At 36.2% G+C, this 19,028-nt stretch carries 17 protein-coding genes; 14 read left to right on the forward strand and 3 right to left on the reverse strand.

The window, feature by feature from the left end:
* Positions 1-17: 17 nt before the first annotated feature.
* On the forward strand, positions 18-905 hold the full coding sequence (locus A6M55_RS04625; RefSeq protein WP_064196697.1) for a flavin reductase family protein: 888 nt from the start codon (positions 18-20) through the stop codon (positions 903-905).
* Positions 906-961: 56 nt separating this feature from the next.
* Here the strand turns inward: A6M55_RS04625 and A6M55_RS04630 are convergent, their stop codons facing one another.
* On the reverse strand, positions 962-1,459 hold the full coding sequence (locus tag A6M55_RS04630; RefSeq protein WP_064196698.1) for a peptide deformylase: 498 nt from the start codon (positions 1,457-1,459) through the stop codon (positions 962-964).
* Positions 1,460-1,552: 93 nt separating this feature from the next.
* Between A6M55_RS04630 and A6M55_RS04635 the strand changes: the two genes are divergently transcribed.
* Complete coding sequence (locus A6M55_RS04635; protein WP_064196699.1) at positions 1,553-2,809, forward strand: OmpA family protein; 1,257 nt, start codon at positions 1,553-1,555, stop codon at positions 2,807-2,809.
* 72 nt (positions 2,810-2,881) lie between these two features.
* A complete protein-coding gene (locus A6M55_RS04640) occupies positions 2,882-3,610 on the forward strand; it encodes a carbon-nitrogen hydrolase family protein (protein WP_064196700.1) in 729 nt (242 codons plus the stop codon).
* 36 nt (positions 3,611-3,646) lie between these two features.
* On the opposite strand, the gene A6M55_RS04645 is transcribed toward A6M55_RS04640, so the two are convergent.
* Complete coding sequence (locus A6M55_RS04645; RefSeq protein ID WP_064196701.1) at positions 3,647-5,170, reverse strand: bifunctional ADP-dependent NAD(P)H-hydrate dehydratase/NAD(P)H-hydrate epimerase; 1,524 nt, start codon at positions 5,168-5,170, stop codon at positions 3,647-3,649.
* 90 nt (positions 5,171-5,260) lie between these two features.
* Between A6M55_RS04645 and A6M55_RS04650 the strand changes: the two genes are divergently transcribed.
* The 4 genes from A6M55_RS04650 to A6M55_RS04665 all read left to right on the forward strand — a co-directional run bounded on the left by A6M55_RS04650 (position 5,261) and on the right by A6M55_RS04665 (position 12,430).
* Positions 5,261-5,959: a TIGR04283 family arsenosugar biosynthesis glycosyltransferase gene (locus A6M55_RS04650; RefSeq protein WP_064196702.1), complete on the forward strand. Its 699-nt coding sequence runs from the start codon at positions 5,261-5,263 to the stop codon at positions 5,957-5,959.
* Between the two features lie 81 nt (positions 5,960-6,040).
* Positions 6,041-7,087 carry a VOC family protein gene (locus tag A6M55_RS04655; RefSeq protein ID WP_064196703.1) on the forward strand — a complete coding sequence of 349 codons (1,047 nt, stop codon included), beginning with the start codon at positions 6,041-6,043 and terminating at the stop codon, positions 7,085-7,087.
* Positions 7,088-7,200: 113 nt separating this feature from the next.
* Positions 7,201-7,497, forward strand: coding sequence for a DUF952 domain-containing protein (locus A6M55_RS04660; protein ID WP_064196724.1), 297 nt, complete (start codon positions 7,201-7,203; stop codon positions 7,495-7,497).
* A gap of 106 nt (positions 7,498-7,603) precedes the next feature.
* Positions 7,604-12,430, forward strand: coding sequence for a T9SS type A sorting domain-containing protein (locus tag A6M55_RS04665; protein ID WP_064196704.1), 4,827 nt, complete (start codon positions 7,604-7,606; stop codon positions 12,428-12,430).
* 56 nt (positions 12,431-12,486) lie between these two features.
* Here A6M55_RS04665 and A6M55_RS04670 read toward each other — a convergent pair whose 3' ends face one another.
* Entirely contained in the window at positions 12,487-14,202 is a 1,716-nt protein-coding gene (locus A6M55_RS04670) for a GMC oxidoreductase (protein WP_064196705.1), read from the reverse strand.
* Positions 14,203-14,593: 391 nt separating this feature from the next.
* On the opposite strand from A6M55_RS04670, the gene rlmF reads away from it, so the two are divergent.
* From rlmF to A6M55_RS04705, 7 genes are all read left to right on the forward strand, one after another.
* Positions 14,594-15,538 carry a 23S rRNA (adenine(1618)-N(6))-methyltransferase RlmF gene (gene rlmF, locus A6M55_RS04675; protein WP_064196706.1) on the forward strand — a complete coding sequence of 315 codons (945 nt, stop codon included), beginning with the start codon at positions 14,594-14,596 and terminating at the stop codon, positions 15,536-15,538.
* Between the two features lie 96 nt (positions 15,539-15,634).
* Positions 15,635-15,955: a helix-turn-helix transcriptional regulator gene (locus A6M55_RS04680; protein ID WP_064196707.1), complete on the forward strand. Its 321-nt coding sequence runs from the start codon at positions 15,635-15,637 to the stop codon at positions 15,953-15,955.
* A 21-nt stretch (positions 15,956-15,976) separates the two neighbouring features.
* Positions 15,977-16,450: a DUF6428 family protein gene (locus A6M55_RS04685; RefSeq protein ID WP_064196708.1), complete on the forward strand. Its 474-nt coding sequence runs from the start codon at positions 15,977-15,979 to the stop codon at positions 16,448-16,450.
* Between the two features lie 23 nt (positions 16,451-16,473).
* Entirely contained in the window at positions 16,474-17,085 is a 612-nt protein-coding gene (locus tag A6M55_RS04690) for a hypothetical protein (RefSeq protein WP_064196709.1), read from the forward strand.
* Between the two features lie 16 nt (positions 17,086-17,101).
* Positions 17,102-17,554: a DinB family protein gene (locus A6M55_RS04695; protein WP_064196710.1), complete on the forward strand. Its 453-nt coding sequence runs from the start codon at positions 17,102-17,104 to the stop codon at positions 17,552-17,554.
* 11 nt (positions 17,555-17,565) lie between these two features.
* Positions 17,566-18,642, forward strand: coding sequence for an ACR3 family arsenite efflux transporter (arsB, locus tag A6M55_RS04700; protein WP_064196711.1), 1,077 nt, complete (start codon positions 17,566-17,568; stop codon positions 18,640-18,642).
* Between the two features lie 219 nt (positions 18,643-18,861).
* Positions 18,862-19,028, forward strand: a 167-nt coding sequence (locus tag A6M55_RS04705; RefSeq protein WP_156510980.1) for a 50S ribosomal protein L19, incomplete at its 3' end; no start/stop codon positions are given.

Below are 19,028 nucleotides of genomic sequence, written 5' to 3' on the forward strand. Positions count from 1 at the left end.
CATTCTTCATTATAGAAATGCTTACATTAAACCCAAAAGAATTAGATTCAAGAGTTTTTTATAGTTATCTAACAGGAACAGTTGCCCCACGGCCAATTGCTTTCGCAAGTACAGTTGACAAAATGGGTAATGTAAATCTCAGCCCATTTAGCTTTTTTAATATTATGGGCATTAATCCACCAATTTTGGTTTTTGCACCTAATAATCGAGGGCGAGATAACTCAAAAAAAGATACAATACTCAACTTAGAAGAAGTGCCAGAAGTAGTCATCAATATGGTCGATTACGCCATGGTGCAACAAATGTCGCTTTCGAGTGTGGAGTTCCCACGAGGTACGAATGAATTTATCAAGGCGGGCTTTACGGAAGAAAAATCGGTTTTTGTGAAACCTCCGAGAGTTAAAGAATCAAAAGCTCAGTTTGAATGTAAAGTTCTTGAAATCAAGCAATATGGCTCAATGAATCTGGCTATTTGTGAAGTTATATTGGCACATTTTTCTAAAGAAATTATTGCAGAAAATGGTAAAATCGACCAACAAAAGACCGATTGGGTAGCACGCATGGGCGGAGACTGGTACGTACGTGCCAATGAAATTTCTATGTTTGAGGTAGAAAAACCTACAACCAAAATCGGTATTGGCTATGATGCCATTCCTGCCAACATTCGTTTATCAAAAATATTGACTGGTAATCATTTAGGGCAACTCGGTAATGTAGAAAATTTACCAACACAAGCAGAAATTGAAGCATATCGAGCAACGCCAACAATGCAAAATATCATCGAACAAGTAATGTATGGCTGTGCATTTCTCGACAATTTGTTGCACGCCGAAGCCGCTAAATTATTGAATGAAAATAAAGTAAAAGAAGCATGGTTGGTGCTTTTGCAAAATTCCCACCCCTAAATCCCCTAAAGGAGACTTTATGAAAACATTTACCATTAACAATTAATCATTATCCATTAACTTTCTGGCGTCGGTCGCCATTTAAAAGACTGGTTATCAATGGCTCGCATGGTGCAAAGGACTCCATCAAGATGGTCATATTCGTGTTGAAGGAGTTCGGAAATAGCATCCTCCACTTGCCAAGTTTGTGGTTGCCAGTTTTCATCTAAGTACTTTATTATTAATTGTTTATGCCGTTTGACTTTTACCAATAAATTCGGGAACGACATACAATCATCCCACAATTCAAACATTTCCTCACTTAGATTTTCAAAAACTGGATTGATAATTACAATCGGACGGTCGAGATTCAAATATATCAAACGCTTCATAACTCCGAGTTGCGGAGCGGCAATACCTCTACCAAATTGATATTTAGCCCGAATTTCTTCCATTACATTGTGCAAATCCGCCACCCATTCCTTTACTTGAGGTAATTCATGCTCATACACAGGCTCACAAACTTCATATAATCGAGGGTCGCCGAGTTGGAGTAAGTCGTTTAGGTTTTTCATCGAAATTGATTTAACAAAAATTAACACCCAAAAATAAACTAAAAAACACCTACATTCGTTTTTTCGGTGCAATAAAATCGAATTTTAAACACAATGAAAAACTTATTCATAACAATCTTTATACTATCTTTTTTGAATGGTTTTGGTCAGCTAATCACGAAAATGCCCGAAATAGACGACCAAACAAGCTACGAAACTGATATTACAAAAGTAGAAATTCGTGGCAGCTACACTATTGTTTCGTTTAGTTATCAACTTGCTCAGCAAAGAAACAATTCTTATCAATTTCAGTTTCCGTTCCCAAATCAAAATCAAACAAACTCAGCAGCTACTATTGCAATTAATCCCAAATGTTATTTGAATGGAAACGGTAAACGCTTCAAATATATTAAGTGTACAGGTATTCCAGAACTTCCTGAAGAGAAACAGGTTTTTCCAGGTGAAAAATACCGTTTTACGGTTTATTTTGAAAAACTCGACGCTGGTATCGAAACTTTCAATTTGATTGAAGGGAAAAATCGCCCCGAAGACAGCCATAAATACTGGAATTTTTATGGCGTACATATCAATAATCCACTAACTCCTCCGCCAGCAGTTGCCAAGAAAAGTGTTGAGCCAGAAAAAGAGGAAGAAATATTGGTGACAATCAAAGGGAAATTGATTGATTCCAAAACCAATAAACCAATAGCAGGTAAAGTTTTGTATCGTTTCGATTATGACATACAAAAAGCCGATTCAGTAAAAACCAGTGCAACAGGCGAGTACTCATTCAAAATCAAGCCAGAAGCCTATACTTTTGTGGCTTCAGCCAAAGGCTATGAGAATGCTCAAGAAAGCATGGATTTATCTAAAATTGGTAAAAGCCAACAGTTTTCGCAGAGCATATATCTAAATCCAGTTGAAAAAGTAGTCAAAAAACCAGAGCCTGTAAAAGAAGAAGCTCCAAAGCCAGAACCGAAAGTAGAGGTTGCAAAAGAAGAAATAAAAGAAAATAGTCCCGTAAAAATCGAAGAAAATAAATTTAGACTCGATAAAGTTTTGTTTGAAATTGGAGAATCGAAACTTTTACCAGATTCGTACGAACAACTCGATGGGCTTTTGAAAATGTTAAAAGAAGACCCTAAAATGACGATAGTTGTTGAAGGCCATACTGACAATGTTGGCGACCCAACCCAAAATAAACGCCTTTCACTTGAACGAGCCTATAATGTGCGTGAGTATCTGATTAGTAAGGGAATAGCGGGTTTCAGAATCCAATTCAAAGGCTACGGCGATACAAAACCTATCGCAGATAATAACACCGAAGATGGCCGCAAGATGAATCGTAGAGTTGAGTTTGTGATTTTGTAGAAAAATATCATGATTATTTAGAAAGACATCTTGAAATACTTATTTTCGGGATGTCTTTCTATTTTTACTCTCATGAAACTCTGTTCCGCTCAAATAAAACCAATCAAAGGCGATATTGAAAGTAATATTCAAAAACATATTGTTTTCATTAATTTGGCTCTCGAAAAAGGTGCTGACCTGATTTTCTTTCCTGAATTGTCATTGACTGGCTACGAACCTACTTTGGCAAAAGAATTGGCTACTGCTCAAGGCGATAACCGATTAGCTGTTTTTCAAGAAATAAGTGACGCAAATCAGATTATCATTTGCGTTGGAATTCCAACTCAATACCAAGCGAGTGTTCGCATCAGTATGGTAATATTCCAGCCGCATACTTCAAAGCAAACTTATTCAAAGCAAATTCTTCATGCTGATGAATATCCGTATTTTGTGAATGGAGAACAGCAAGTTTTTATTTCATACAAAAACCACAAAATTGCTCCAGCAATTTGCTACGAATCTTTACAAATTGAACATTCAACCAATGCCACTACTAATGGAGCAAATATATACTTGGCAAGTGTAGCAAAATCTGCTAAAGGCGTTGAAAAAGCTAATTTTCATTACCCTACAATTGCCAAAAATCTAAATATGATAGTGTTGATGGCAAATTCGGTTGGCTCTGCTGATGATTTTGTAAGTACTGGAAACTCTGCTGTTTGGAATAACGAAGGACAAATGATAATACAACTTGATAATAAAGTTGAGGGGCTTATTATTTTTGATACAGAAATCTGCAATGCTAAAACCTACATTCTTTAACTTATATCTTTGATAAACTGTGAAACCTGTTCTTTATTAAAATCTAATATTCTCAATAATATCGCTGGCCATCATACTTGTCATACCAAATTTTTCGGCGGCACAGTCACCTGCCACTCCATGTTGATAAACTCCTAAAATAGCAGCTTCTTTTGGTTCGTAACCTTGTGCTAATAACGCCGTTATTATTCCCGTAAGCACATCACCACTGCCTGCGGTAGCCATTCCTGCATTTCCTGAAGAATTAAAATGAATTGTTCCATCGGGCAAAGCAACGGCAGTATTTGCTCCTTTCAGACAAATAATTAGCTTATCTCTTACAGAAAACTCTCGTAAAAATTCTAATTTTTCATAATCGTCTTTCCAAGATTTACCAATAAGATTTCTAAATTCTTTTGGGTGTGGAGTTAGGATTGAATTTTCTGGAATTTTCTTCATTGCTGACCGCCCTTTCTCTGTCGAAAAATTATTAAGAGCATCGGCATCTAACACCATCGGAATTGCTAAATCTCGACAAATTTCGCAGAGCTTTTCTAAACTCGTTCTAATGATTCCGTTAACTCCAATTCCTGGTCCAACTCCAACTGCTTGAAAACTATTGCTGAAATCATCAACATGAAAGTTAGTAGCAATAAAATCAGCACTTTTACTATTCCAAGCCTCCCAATACATCGCCTCGGGCAAAAGCGTTTGCATAATTGGCAAACCAGATTTTACAGAGTGTACAGTAAGTTTCCCGACACCCGAACGCATACATGCACGAGCTGCAAGTACAGCCGCACCCATCATTCCGTGACTTCCTGCAATCAACAAAGCATGACCAAATGTTCCTTTATGAGAAAATTTCTTGCGTGGCTTTATCAGCTTCTCAACTTCTTTTGGTGTTGAAAAATAAAATTGCGTTTCAGTACTTTGAATAAAATTTGGGTGTAAACCAATATCAACAATGTGCCAATCACCTACAAATTCTTCATTTTGTGGCAACATGAAAGCTAATTTTGGTAATTGAAAAGCTACTGTATAAGTAGCTTTAATAATGGCATCGGTTGAATCATTTGACTTATCTGCAAACAAACCAGAAGGCGTATCAACTGAAATGATAGAGGTTTCACTACAATTTATTTTTTCAATTACTGATTTCAGCAAACCCTCAATCGAACGAGAAAGTCCAGAGCCTAAAAGTGCATCAATAATTATATCGTTTTTAGCAAAATTGAGCATAAATTGTTCATTTTCAATATAATTAATCGTTAGTTGGCTTTCTAAACGTTTTAGATTTATCTGAAAGTTTTCCGAAGATTTCTCGGAATATTTTACCATAAAAACTTCCAAATCATAACCCAAAGGTTGAAGCATTCGGGCAATTGCCAAGCCATCTCCCCCATTATCACCGAGTCCACAAAAAATTTTCACTTTGAAGTTCCCAGTTTCAAAATGCTTACAAAACCAATTGACAAATGCTCTTGAAGCTCGTTCCATCAAATCAATCGAAGCGATTGGTTCGTGCTGAATCGTGTAAGCATCAGCCGCTCTAACTTGTTCAACCGACAATATTTTCATAGATTTCCTTTCCTAAAATCTTAAAATGTATTTAATTCGTAAATATCGTAATTAACTTTTTTGTTTGTTACATAAACCATTTGCAAAACATTGAAAATAAGCGTTATCATACCAACTTTCAATGAAGCTGACAATATCGCTTGCCTCATCGAAACCCTAAAAAAATTCGGAGATACCAATCTACATGAAATCATAATTGTTGATTCTCCAAATTCAACCGATAATACCAATGAAATTGCCCAAAATTTAAGTACGATTTCAATAAAATCGCCCCAAAAAGGCAGAGCTGCACAAATGAATTTTGGGGCTTCAGTTGCAACTGGTGATATTCTTTATTTTGTTCATGCCGATACAAAAGTAAATCCTGATTATTGTTCAGATATTGCGAAAGCAATGTCCACAGGTCATGATTTTGGCTGCTATCGCTATCAGTTTGATGTCGATGATTGGCTATTAAAAGTCAATGCCTTCTTTACACGCTTACCTTTTATTTGGTGCAGGGGTGGCGACCAAACACTTTTTATTCGCAAAGAAGATTTCATGAAAGTTGGAAAATTCAGAGAAGATTACCAAATCATGGAAGATTACGAATTTATTATCCGAGCAAATAAAGTGCTGAAATTTAAGATTATTCCTAAAAATGTAATCGTTTCTGCCCGAAAATACAAAACTAATTCCTATCTTCGGGTTCAGAAAGCAAATTTTAAAGTCATGCGAATGTTTCTGAGTGGAAAGGCTTCTCAGCAAGAAATGACAGAAACATACCGCAAAATGTTAGATTACCGATGATGAAATATGATGTGTGTAGGGGAAATTTACTCTCAGGATGTCATAGAGTAAAAATCATTAAAAACTCCTATTTAATATTTTATGTCAGAATTGATTAGTGGAATTCAGCAAGTTGGAATTGGTGTGCGAAATGCCCAAGAAGCATTTAGTTGGTATAATAAAACTCTGGGGCTGAATGTTCCTCTCTTTGATGATGTTGCAGAAGCAACCCTCATGACTCGCTACACAAAAGGCAATATTCGCCAACGTCGAGCAATTTTAGCACTCAATATGGCTGGTGGTGGTGGTGCCGAAATCTGGCAATCGAATCGCCCCGAACCATTAGCAGCAGATTTCGAACCACAAGTGGGAGATTTGGGTATTTTTGCCGTGAAAATCAAATGTTCTGATGTAAAGCAATTTGCAGATAGTCAGAAAATCTCAACTACACAATCGCCCGAAGGGAAACCAACCGCTTGGCTTAAAGATAGCTACGGCAATCAACTCCAAATTGTTCAAGATGATTCATGGTTTAAACCCAAAGAGAGTATCACGGGTGGTGTTTTGGGCGTAATCATCGGCGTGAGTAATATTGACAAAGCTCTCAAATTATATAGAGATGTATTGGAAATAAATGAGTTAGCTTATGATAAAACTGGCACATTTGAAGATTTGAAAGAACTAAATGCCGATAAAAAGCAATTCCGCAGAGTTTTACTGAAAAAGCCTATGAATAATACTGGTGCCTTTAGTAGATTACTCGGAAACGTTGAAATTGAATTAGTTCAAGCACTCGAAGGCACACCAAATACGATATTTAAAGGTAGAAGTTGGGGAGATTTAGGCTTTATTCACGTGTGTTTTGATACACTTGATATGAATATTTTGAAAGAAAAATGTGCCAAAAATGGTTTCCCCTTTACTGTTGATAGCAATGATAATGGCGAAACATTTGATATGGGCGAAGCAGGCGGACGTTTTACGTATTTAGAAGACCCTGACGGAACATTGATTGAATTTGTAGAAACACACCGAGTGCCAATTCTAAAGAAAATAGGTTGGTATTTAAACCTCAAAAAACGCAAAACTCAAAAACCACTACCCGATTGGATGGTTTCGACGATGGGTTGGGGAAAAGTAAAAGCTTAAATCTGACTACGCTCAGTTTCCAATAAACTTATAAATTTCAAAAACGCCCAAAAATGGGCGTTTTTTATAACACAAAATTCTATTTTGTGTATTTTAGAAACAAAAACAATAAAATGGCAACAATATATCATATCACAACCAAATCTTGGTGGGCTACATTTGAAGATTTAGATTATTATGAAAGTCCGACTTTCAATGAAGAAACCTTCATTCATTTAAGTACTGCCGAACAAGTTTTAGGTGTTTTAGGGAGATATTATTCTGGACAAACTGATTTACTAAAACTTCATATAGATACTGAAAAGCTTTCGGCAGAGTTGAAGTTTGAGCAGGCTACAAATAATGAACTTTTTCCGCATTTGTTTGGGAGATTGAATAAAAGTGCAGTTTTGGTTGTGGAGGAGATTTAAAAATAAATTCTCTTAAACGCTTCAATAATTCTTAGTACTTTTTGAGGTGCCTTTTTTTAAATTCCTTTATTTCATAACTTTGAGGTCAAAATCAAACCAACTGTTTATGAAATTAAAATCTACACTTTTTATTTTATTAATCTGCTTATTTTTTGGAGTAAACGCACAAACTTCGTCAAGTAACGTTTCTACATATTTTTATTCACCTTCGGGTATGAGTCTTGAGTGTGGCGACCGTTTAATCAATGGTCGAATATATGCCTATTCAAATCAGAATGACGGTCAAAATATGGTTTTTGGTGAAAATAACAAGTATTATCTCGAAATTGCAGCCAATGGCTCTACAAAAAAATATGCAAGAATTGAAGCCATAAAAACTGATATTCAAAGCACAGGGACTGCCCAATTCTTACTTCCTGACACGCTAAAATTTGGAAAATCTTATCTACTACGAATGGTTTCTACCAATCCTGCACTGGTTACAAGTTCACCTTATGAAATAGTTTTTGGCGTTGGTAAGCTTCCTTTTGATGTAAGTTTTAAACAGGAGACAGCCTATTTTCAGAATAATCCACAAACTCCGTTGGCTTATATAGTAAGTCAGTCAAATAACCAATCTTACCGAGTAAATAACAGCACAACCTACAACATTAAACTTTCTAATGGGAATAATTACCAACAAAACGTGTACGGTCTTCCTTTTACTTCCAATGTTCTTGTGATACCCAAAGATTCGGTAAATGTTTACAAGATTGAAGAATTTATAAATAATTGTGGCACCAAAGGTAAGATTGATGGAGATGCTACGGTTATCAAAAAGAATTTTGTTGAAAAAATATTTATCAAAAGTTCAGAGGCTTATAATGTAATTTGTGTTGGCTCGAAAATAAATCTTGAGGTTGAATCAAAATCTCTCACTGCCAACTCCAAGCTAAAGCTTCAGTTTTCGTCTGATTATTACTTTAGTGAAGCTACTACTTCAACAGTAGATGTGAAATTGGATGCCAATCAAAGAGTAATTATTGATGTTCCAGATAAAGTTTTATTAGATACCTGGATGTACTTCCGATTAGTAAGTGATTCGCCCAAAATGACGAGTAACAGGGTCCAGTTTCTTTTAAAACCAAAACCTGCTTTTATTATCCCGTCACTTTCTGTAACGCAGAGTGATAAACTTGCAGTTTATTTTAATCACTTCGTATCGAATAGCTCAAATTATAATAGTACGATTGTTGAGGCAATTATAAACGGCCAGAAAATAACCTCTTCAGATTTAATTGATGGAACTTGGAGTTTTCCGATGCCACAAAAAGACACTGTATTTACCTTTAGTAAAATAGTTAGTTCATGTGGTGAAATACCAATATGGCAGCCAACCATTACGATACAACCAAATAATTTTGTTACGGTTGAGTTTGATACAAAGCAAAAAGAAGTATGTCAAGGACAAACAGTGGTTTATACTTATAATTCTTCAAATCCAGCTAAAAATAATGACATTAGGTTTATTGCATACATACAAGCATACGCAAGAGACTTGAACACCGCTAATAATAACTATGTCTATGCCAATGTTACTAATCCGCCAATTATCGTTGACCAAGAAAACAAAACAGTGTCAGTACAAATTCCCCGCAACCTTAATGAACAGCTATTGTCACAGTTCAAAACAGACAAGCTTATGATTGAAGATGTATTTGTGAGTGTCTATGCTTCTGGCAATAGTTCTAATTTAAGAGTTAGCAATACAGGTAATTTTCGTATTCCACAAATAAATTTAAACCCGATTGTTTCGCTGACGACTCCATCAGTAACTGCCGAAAAAACGGGTTATATCAATCTGCCAATTAAGTTTTCGGGTGGTCCATCTATCAGTTATAAACTATCAAATGGTCAGGAGGGAACTTTGAATCATACCAGACCTGACTGTAATTCTTGTAAATTATTAAACGGGAATACAAATTTTATTAGAGTTTTGGCACAAAAAAATGAAACACTAAAGTTTACTTCCGTCGAAAATACTTGTGCTTTGGGCAGTGTATCGGGCGAAACAAAGATTATAATGGATGAAAAGAAACCATCTCTCGTAATCGACGAATCGAAAGTTTTAAAAACCGTGTGTCGAGGAGCTCTCTTTGATATTCCATTTTTCAAAACTGGAAATTGGCCTGAGAAAAACACATTTAAGGTGTATATTCGTACATATTACGGTAATAATAACATCAAAAATACCGCAACGATTGTAAGTGAAACTGAGAAGTTGCAAGTTAAAGCATCAACCAACGAGTCTGAATACTTTTTTGATGTTTGGATAGAAAGTAATGGGTCTGTATCAAATACAGTTCGCATAACACTTGAAGCAAAACCAAATAATTTAACTTTTAGTACCAATCAGGTATCAAGTTCAACAGTACTTGATGATAACACTGAAATCATTAGTGTACCCAACACAAATGCTCAAACCTACTTTCAATTTAATGGTTACGGTAGTAATTTGATGTTTACCGTTAACGGAAAGCCGTATAAGCCTACTTACCAAAGTAATTCTTATTCCAGCTATTCAGATTATGTAAGTAGTTCGACTAAAGACACACTATTAACCTTTAATAGTGCATCAAATAGCTGTGGAGTGGTTGAAGTTAACAAGAAATATAAAATTGTAGGAGTACCTACGGTTATCTACAATCTTGAAGATAATTCCAAAAACTTCCTTCCTATTTCTCCATGTGCGGGTACTCAGCGAGTAACTGAGCTTCAATATTATGGTAAAACGCCAACTAAGGATTCTTTAGTTATTCAGCTTGCAAAATATAATTCAGTAGATGGATTGGCACCAGAACTCAAGAAGCTTAAATTTTTTGATGTGCCAACAACCAAACAGAAACAAATGCTTACATACACACTACCCGATACTTTGTCAGGCGATTATGTATATAGAATAAAATCATTGACAAATAACATTACTTCACAATATAACTATTTGAGTTATACTATTCAGCAGAAGCCAAATGTCAAATTGAGTGCCTCGAATAATCAAACAGAAGTAGTGGGCTTACCGGGTGCTTCTTTATATCTTGATAGTAAATTTGAGAGAAATACCGCTTTTTATGTTATTCTAAATAACGGTCAGACCTACTCAAACTATGACTTTGGTCTTTACTACAGTTCAGTTCGTACAGAAAATAACAACGATTATAAAATTGTTTTGCAAAACTATGGTAAATACTTTTCTCCAGCTTTTACCACCAACTATTCGGTAAAATCAGTTTATAATCAGTGCGGAGAAGGTAAAGCCGAAGGAAATGCAACTATCGTAGTTTCGCCAGCAGTCCGACAGCAATTTAGCAATACTTTATTGAGTAACACTTTTTGTAGTGGAGATAGTATAAGTATGGATTTGAGTTACTTCGGAGCATTTCCTAAAGATACGCTCATGGGACTTTATTTGCACACAAACGCTAAGGCATCATACAATCAAGAGTTGGTTACTTTCAAAAATAATCCTCAAAAGATTTCGGCAAAATTGCCAGTTGACGTTAATTCTGGTAATTACTTTATTCAAATTCGTAAGAAGAGTAGAAGTAAAATTTATAAATCAGGTCAGAATATTGCCTATGATTCACTTCAAAATCTCCAAGCAAAACTCAATCTGGATAGTGATATTTCGTATTTGTCAATCGCTGCAGCACCAAATATAGCATTGAGCGGAAGTACTGAGATTTTTGTCGGTAATACAGCAACTTTATACATCGAACCGCTGAACCAAAAAGGAGAAAACCTTGCCACTTCTAAAGATACCGTTTCATTAGTTGGTGGTATTGATTATCATTTCCAGTTGAGTAATGGCAATAAATATAGTAGTAACAGTCAAAATTTCAGCCTTTCGCCCCTCAAAACTGAAACGTTTTCAATAAATTCAATAAAAAGTGCTTGTGGTGAAGGAAAAGCTTTTGGTTCTGCTACCATCACCGTTTTGCCCAAATCTGACCAAAGAATCGAAACCGTGGGCTATCCAAGAAGTAAAGGCGATTATGGCTCTTACTATACCAATTATTTTGTCTTTTGTGCTGGAACTAAAGATTCATTAGACATAAAAGTTTTTGGTAAAGACCTCAATCTATCGAAATATTCTGTGGTGTTATCAGATATGTCAGGGGGCAATTATACTGTTGTAAAAACTGAAAAATCGTTGATAGTTCAAGATTCAGCAACTTTTAAAATTGTTAGGCTATGGTATCAATTGCCAGAAAATGCTACTGCTGGTAATAGCTATCGAATCAAAGGTGTTTCTGAAGATAATACAATTTTAAGTACACCGTTGAAAAATCCAATTACGATAAATGAATTACCAACTGCGAGTTTGACAGGTAATACTCAATTTGCCAATGGTGATAAAGTAAACGCTGTCGTAAAACTCACTGGCAATGCTCCTTGGGCGATTTCTGTTATTGATAAAGATGGAAATTTTGCTTATAATGGATTACCAACTAAAATCGATAGTACTGAGAATTTTAAAAACTATAAGCCGAAATTAATTTATACAAACGAATTTAATTTGGAACTCAAGCCAGAAAAATCAAATGTTTATAGAATTTCAAAGGTATTTAATGAGGCATGCGAGTTTGGAAAAGTAATCGCAGGTGAATTCACCGTTGATTTAATCTTAGCCAACGAAAACCCTATTCAAAATCTCATTCAAATCTATCCAAACCCAACCGCTAACCAATTAAATATTGATTTAACAGGTCTAAACACCACAACAGTCGTAGAAACTTATAATAGTATGGGCAAACTACTCGATAGTAGAACTTATACCCAAAGCCAAACGCAGCATAAACAAAGTTTAGATTTTAGCCAATATAATTCAGGTGTCTATCTAATAAAAGTCAATACCGATAAGCTCTCTCAAACCTATCGAATTATGAAGCATTGAAACAAAACGAGCGTTACAAAATGTAACGCTCGTTTTGTTTATACAAATATTTTATCTCATAAATTCATCCTCTTCAACTCCTCTACCGCATAATTAGCTGCACGTGCCGAAAAAGCCATATAAGTCAAAGATGGATTTTGACAAGGCGAAGAGGTCATGGCTGCCCCATCTGTACAAAATACATTTTTCACTGCATGGTGTTGGTTAAATTTATTAAAGACCGATGTTTTTGGATCATTTCCCATACGTGCAGTTCCCATTTCGTGGATACTTAATCCAATGGTAGCTTTAGCATCAAAGCCTTCGATATTCTTAAAACCAGCCGATTCCATCATTGCAATTGCTTGTTCTTGGGCATCTTTTCGCATCGCAAGTTCATTATCTCGATGTTGGGCATCAAATTTCAAAACAGGTTGCCCCCATTTATCTTTTTTCTCATCAGTCAACGAAACTTTGTTTTCGTAATAAGGCAGACATTCGCCAAAAGCATCTAAAATCATCTTCCAGTTGCCAAATTGGGTATTTTGTTCTTTAAAATTTACCCCAAAACCATCCATTTCAGCGGCACTTCCCCAACCTTCTCGCCAAGTATACACCTCAAATCCGTAGCCTCGCTTGAAATTTTGCCTATCACCATTCACATTTCTGAAACGTGGAATATAAAGCCCTGCGGGATGACGGCCGTAATAAACTTTATCTAAATCGCCCTCATAATCGCCATTTGCTCCTACATGAAAATGATGGTCCATCAAATTATGTCCGAGTTGACCACTATCGTCCATGCCATTCGGAAAACGATTCGATGTTGAATTCATCAAAATAAAAGTCGAACCCAAAGCCGAAGCATTTAAGAAAATCACTTTTGCATGAAACTCTAACCATTCGTTAGTTTGTTCATCAATCACCCTTACGCCCGAAGCTTTCCCTGCCTTTTCATCATAAATTATCGAATTTACTATTGAATGCGGACGAATCGTCAAATTTCCAGTCTTACGAGCCGCAGGAATCGTAGCCGACTGACTACTAAAATAAGCTCCAAACGGACACCCACGCATACAAAGATTTCGGTATTGACATTTGGCACGTCCCAAAGCCAGTTGTTCTTCGGTTGGAGCAGTCAAATGTGCTGCTCGTGCCGAAATCACTTTTCTATCATCAAATTTCCCGTTAATTGTCGCTCTAAAATGGCCTTCAATACAATTATCAGGCATTGCAGGCTGAAAAATCCCATCGGGTAATTGCGGCAATCCATCACGGTTTCCTGCAATTCCTGCAAAACGCTCCACGTGGTCATACCACGGTGCAATATCTTTATATCTAATTGGCCAATCTACCCCAACTCCCTCTTTGACATTTGCCTCAAAGTCTAAGTCAGAGAAACGAAAAGAATATCTTCCCCACATCAACGAACGTCCACCAACATGATAGCCACGAATCCAATCAAAAGGTTTTTCTTCTACGTAAGGATTTTCCAAATCATTCACAAAATGGTGAGCAGTGGCTTCCGTTACGGCAAAACCTGTGCGATTTTGAACTGGATATTTTTCCAACTCTTTATCCGACATCTTTAAGTTATGATGCGGAAACTCCCACGGAGGCGTCATAGCCGTGTGATAATCTTTTACGTGTTCAATCATTCTTCCACGCTCAAGCATCAAAACTTTTAATCCTTTTTCTGATAATTCTTTCGCCGACCAGCCACCCGAAATTCCCGAACCTACCACAATAGCATCATAAGTCATCTGTTCGTTTACTTTTCCTTGAATATTCATCTTCAATCTTTAGTTTGTTGTACTGCATAGATAATTTTATCTGTGAATATACGAATATATCTTTTCGCCCCAAAAACATTTTCCCAGCTTCGCATTAAACTTAAAAATCAAGTAAAAACCCCTACTGATTGCAGTATTTTAACGCTATGCAAGTTAATTAAAAGCAGCTAACTTTGTAATCACTTAGTAGCCATGAAATAAGTAAGTATCAAAAGTCGGCTTTTCGGAGTCGGCTTTTACTTGAATGAGTTTCAAGCATCTTAAAGATAAATTTCAAAAAATTCATTAGTTTAGGGTTAGTTAAAAAAACGCATAGCACACCTCTATTTTAGGGAGTGTGCTATTTTTGTTTCTGAAATTTATAGCCGTACTTTGTCTAAAAAATCAGTGTATGCACGGAAAAGGAAAGCAAAAAGAGCAAAAACCAACAAATTCAACCGAAAAATCTGGACTTCATCCCCGAAATCCACACCGTTTTCGCTATGATTTCAAGGCACTAATTGTATCTTGTCCAGAATTAGAAAAATTTGTTAGTATCAATAAATTCGGTGATGAAAGCATTGATTTTGCCAATCCCGATGCCGTGAAAACGCTCAATCGAGCCATTCTCAAGCATTTTTATCAAATTTCGCTTTGGGATATTCCCAAAAACTACCTTTGCCCGCCTATTCCTGGGCGTGCTGATTATATTCATTATATTGCAGATTTACTGGCCGATGACAACCAAAAGCAAATTCCAATTGGAAAAAAAATTAAAGTTTTAGATATTGGAGTAGGTGCAAATTGTGTCTATCCAATCATTGGTTCACAAGCCTACGGCTGGGATTTTGTTGGTACTGATATTGACCCAACTGCTATCAAATCGGCTCAAAATATCATTAAAAGTAATAGCGTTCTAACCGACAAGATTGAATGTAGATTGCAGCCTTCAAACAAACATATTTTTGAGGGTATTTTAAAACCCAATGAGTTTTTTGATGTTTCGATTTGCAATCCGCCATTTCATACTTCGGCTGAAGAAGCGGCGGCTGGAAGCCAAAGAAAAATTAAAAATTTAGGTCTGAAAGACAAAAACAAACTCAATTTTGGTGGGCAAAATGCTGAACTTTGGTGCGAAGGTGGAGAAGAAACATTCGTCAGAAATATGATTTTTGAAAGTAAAGAAATAGGTCAGCAAATTAATTGGTTTACGAGCTTGATTTCAAAAAAAGAGCATTTACCGAGCATTTATTATTATCTAAAAAAAGTAAACGCCATCGAAATAAAAACTATCAATATGGCACAAGGGCAAAAAATTAGCAGAATTGTGGCTTGGACATTTAAAAGCGAACGCTAAAGAGTGTCCTCACTTAGAAAACAGGAGAAATTTACGATTTCTCTTTTTTAAACAAAATCTATATCGTAATATTGCAATATAAAAATATACTTTCAAATGGGGCTTACAAAAACCGACCTTTTTACCGAAAACCAAAATGAAATAGCGATGCTTGCTAAAGCTATTGCTCACCCAGCTCGTGTAGCCATTATTGAGTATTTATTGAAAGTGAATGCTTGTATTTGTAATGATATTGTGAATGAGTTACCATTGGCACAGCCAACCATCTCGCAGCATTTGAAGGAGTTGAAAAACGCAGGAATCATCAAGGGTAACATCGAAGGAAATGCCATTTGCTATTGTATCAACGAGCCAGTTTTTAGTAAAATTCAAGGGTTATTTAGTCCAATGCAGCCAATCCAAAATAAATGTTGTTAATCAAACTTAAATTTTAAAGCAATGAAACTCTCAGAAGTCAAACAGTTACTACATACCGCAGAAAGTGTAAATTTTCAACTCGAAAATGGCACACAAGTTCCCGAACATTTCCATGTGACCGAAGTTGGAGTCATCACAAAGCATTTTATTGATTGTGGCGGAACTGTTCGCAACGAAAAAGTAGCCAATTTTCAATTATGGAATGCTAACGATACCGAACACCGCCTAAAACCAAAGAAATTACTTGATATTATTGCACTTTCAGAGAAAGTTTTGGGTATGGAAGACCTCGAAATCGAAGTAGAATATCAAGCCGAAACCATCGGAAAATACGAACTGGGCTTTAATGGCCAAGATTTCATGCTTTTGAGCAAACAAACAGCTTGTTTGGCACAAGATTCGTGCGGTATTCCTGCCGAAAAATTAAAAGTAAACCTTTCGCAAGTAGCTGCAAGTGCCTCGGCTTGCTGCACCCCAGGTGGTGGATGTTGCTAATCTTTTGACCTAAAATTCAAAAAATGTATCAATCAATCAGAAGTTTTTTAAAAAACATCGAGCAAGATTTTGCAACAATTCCAGACGAAAGAAAAGATTTATTGCAAAAAATAAGCAATTATATTCAGGCAAGATACGATAAAAATGAGGCTATCAATCTTGTTTATATCTGTACGCATAATTCCCGACGAAGCCATTTTGGGCAAGTAGCGGCAGCCATTTCGGCGGCTTATTATAACATAGATAAGGTAGCTACTTTTTCGGGAGGAACGGAAGCAACGGCATTCAATCTGAATGCCATTAATGCACTAAAAACACTTGGTTTCAATATAATTTCTGATGAAAAAGAAGTAAACCCGACTTACCAAGTTAAGTTCGGGAATAATCTAAGCACAACTTGTTTTTCAAAAGTCTATGACCACGAAGCTAATCCAAAAACTGACTTTGCGGCCATTATGACTTGCTCAGATGCCGAACAAAATTGTCCTTTTATTCCTGGAGTTGCCTTACGAATCGGTACAACCTACGAAGACCCAAAGAAATCGGATGGAACACCCCAGCAAGACGAAACTTATCTAAGAAGATTCAAACAAATTGCCACCGAAACACTCTATGCTTTCTCGCTGGTGAAATAAACTAAAAAGCAAAAACATGAAAACCAAAACAGCAATTTTACTCGAATTATGGGTAGAAGCCCGCACTCGATTTTCTAATCAGTTACAAAATCTAACATCAGAGGATTTAACCAAGAAACTAAATCCCTCGCCCAATAGTATTGGTTTTCTGATTCGACACATAGGTGATGTGGAGCTGCTTTTTGCAAAAAATGTCTTTGGCGATAGCACCGTAAAAGTAATTGCCAAAACAGTTATCGACAAAAAAGATACTGGTGAGTGGACAAACTTGACAGAGTTAGTTGACTACGTCAATCAATCATTCGCAACATTAAAATCAATCATCGAAAAACAAAGCGATGAAGATTGGGAAACGAGTATTTCGACCCAAGAATTTGGAACAAAAACCAAAGCCGAAGCTTTTGGTCGGATTGTCTCGCATACAACTTATCATGCAGGACAAATGGCAATTATTAAAAAGTACGGATAATAAAAAACATCATGAGTGCAAACAATTGTAACCCAACGCAGAGAAAAAAACTCAGCTTCCTCGACCGATTTCTTACACTTTGGATATTTCTGGCCATGTTTCTGGGCGTCGGAATTGGCTATTTTATACCAGATTCTTCTGCATTCATCAATTCATTTTCCAGTGGAACAACAAATATCCCGTTGGCAATTGGGTTAATTTTGATGATGTATCCACCGTTAGCAAAAGTCCGTTACGAACAAATGGGTGAAGTTTTCAAAAATACCAAAATCTTATCCGTTTCGCTCTTACTTAATTGGGTAATTGGACCAATTTTGATGTTTTTCTTAGCGATAATCTTCTTTCGTGACCAGCCCGAATACATGATGGGATTAATTCTGATTGGTATTGCTCGCTGTATTGCAATGGTTATTGTGTGGAACGAACTCGCTGACGGCAACCGAGAATATGCAGCAGGTTTAGTTGCTCTCAACAGCATTTTTCAAATCTTATTTTACAGCATTTATGCCTATTTGTTCATTTCGGTTTTACCACCTTATTTTGGAATAAAAAGCACCGAAATCAATATTACGATTAGTCAAATTGCAGAAAGTGTGCTTATTTATCTCGGAATTCCTTTTTTTGCGGGCATCGTCAGTCGATACTCCTTAATCAAATGGAAAGGTTTAGAATGGTTCAATACCAGATATATTCCATTTATTTCGCCGATTACGCTCATTGCTTTACTTTTCACAATCGTGCTAATGTTTAGCTTGAAGGGTGAATTAATCGTACAAATTCCTTTCGATGTACTCAAAATTGCAATACCTTTAGTTATTTATTTTTTGATAATGTTCGTCGTAAGTTTTTTTCTTGGCAAAAAACTCGGAGCAGATTATTCAAAAAACACTGCCATTTCGTTTACCGCAACTGGAAATAATTTTGAACTGGCGATAGCAGTTGCCATCGGTATTTTTGGCATTAATAGCGGGCAAGCCTTTACGGGTGTAATCGGCCCATTGGTCGAAGTGCCTGCTCTAATCTTATTAGTCAATGTGGCTTTTTGGTTCAAGAAAAGATGGTATGCAGGCGAATCGTTGGCTGAATAAAATTTTTTTTGTAAATTTTTCAATAAAACTTTACAAGTAATTATTTTTTTTATACTTTAGTCACAGCAAATACAACAAACGAAAAATTCATTCGTTGTTTGGGATTTACGATTAAGATTTATTAACTTTGCAGTCCGATTAGGAGAATGCTGGGCTTTGTACGGTTCAGCCGCTTCACTAAACGTATAAACATTTGATAATCAAGTAAATAACAAACCAATGGATTTGATTAAGTTAGTCGAAGCAGAATTTGCTGGCAAGAGACAAACACAGCCTGAATTTAAGGCTGGAGATACAATTAGCGTTCACGTTAAAATTGTTGAAGGAAATAAAGAGCGTATTCAGGTTTATACTGGTACTGTAATTCAACGTCGTAACGTTGGTAC

This window comes from Emticicia sp. MM (genome assembly GCF_001649495.1).

What these genes read in the sequence shown, in the direction of transcription:
- A6M55_RS04625 (WP_064196697.1), top strand. Translation starts at nt 18, where the DNA reads ATGCTTACATTAAACCCAAAAGAATTAGATTCAAGAGTTTTTTATAGT.
- A6M55_RS04630 (WP_064196698.1), bottom strand. Translation starts at nt 1,459, where the DNA reads ATGAAAAACCTAAACGACTTACTCCAACTCGGCGACCCTCGATTATAT.
- A6M55_RS04635 (WP_064196699.1), top strand. Translation starts at nt 1,553, where the DNA reads ATGAAAAACTTATTCATAACAATCTTTATACTATCTTTTTTGAATGGT.
- A6M55_RS04640 (WP_064196700.1), top strand. Translation starts at nt 2,882, where the DNA reads ATGAAACTCTGTTCCGCTCAAATAAAACCAATCAAAGGCGATATTGAA.
- A6M55_RS04645 (WP_064196701.1), bottom strand. Translation starts at nt 5,170, where the DNA reads ATGAAAATATTGTCGGTTGAACAAGTTAGAGCGGCTGATGCTTACACG.
- A6M55_RS04655 (WP_064196703.1), top strand. Translation starts at nt 6,041, where the DNA reads ATGTCAGAATTGATTAGTGGAATTCAGCAAGTTGGAATTGGTGTGCGA.
- A6M55_RS04660 (WP_064196724.1), top strand. Translation starts at nt 7,201, where the DNA reads ATGGCAACAATATATCATATCACAACCAAATCTTGGTGGGCTACATTT.
- A6M55_RS04665 (WP_064196704.1), top strand. Translation starts at nt 7,604, where the DNA reads ATGAAATTAAAATCTACACTTTTTATTTTATTAATCTGCTTATTTTTT.
- A6M55_RS04670 (WP_064196705.1), bottom strand. Translation starts at nt 14,202, where the DNA reads ATGAATATTCAAGGAAAAGTAAACGAACAGATGACTTATGATGCTATT.
- rlmF (WP_064196706.1), top strand. Translation starts at nt 14,594, where the DNA reads ATGCACGGAAAAGGAAAGCAAAAAGAGCAAAAACCAACAAATTCAACC.
- A6M55_RS04680 (WP_064196707.1), top strand. Translation starts at nt 15,635, where the DNA reads ATGGGGCTTACAAAAACCGACCTTTTTACCGAAAACCAAAATGAAATA.
- A6M55_RS04685 (WP_064196708.1), top strand. Translation starts at nt 15,977, where the DNA reads ATGAAACTCTCAGAAGTCAAACAGTTACTACATACCGCAGAAAGTGTA.
- A6M55_RS04690 (WP_064196709.1), top strand. Translation starts at nt 16,474, where the DNA reads ATGTATCAATCAATCAGAAGTTTTTTAAAAAACATCGAGCAAGATTTT.
- A6M55_RS04695 (WP_064196710.1), top strand. Translation starts at nt 17,102, where the DNA reads ATGAAAACCAAAACAGCAATTTTACTCGAATTATGGGTAGAAGCCCGC.
- arsB (WP_064196711.1), top strand. Translation starts at nt 17,566, where the DNA reads ATGAGTGCAAACAATTGTAACCCAACGCAGAGAAAAAAACTCAGCTTC.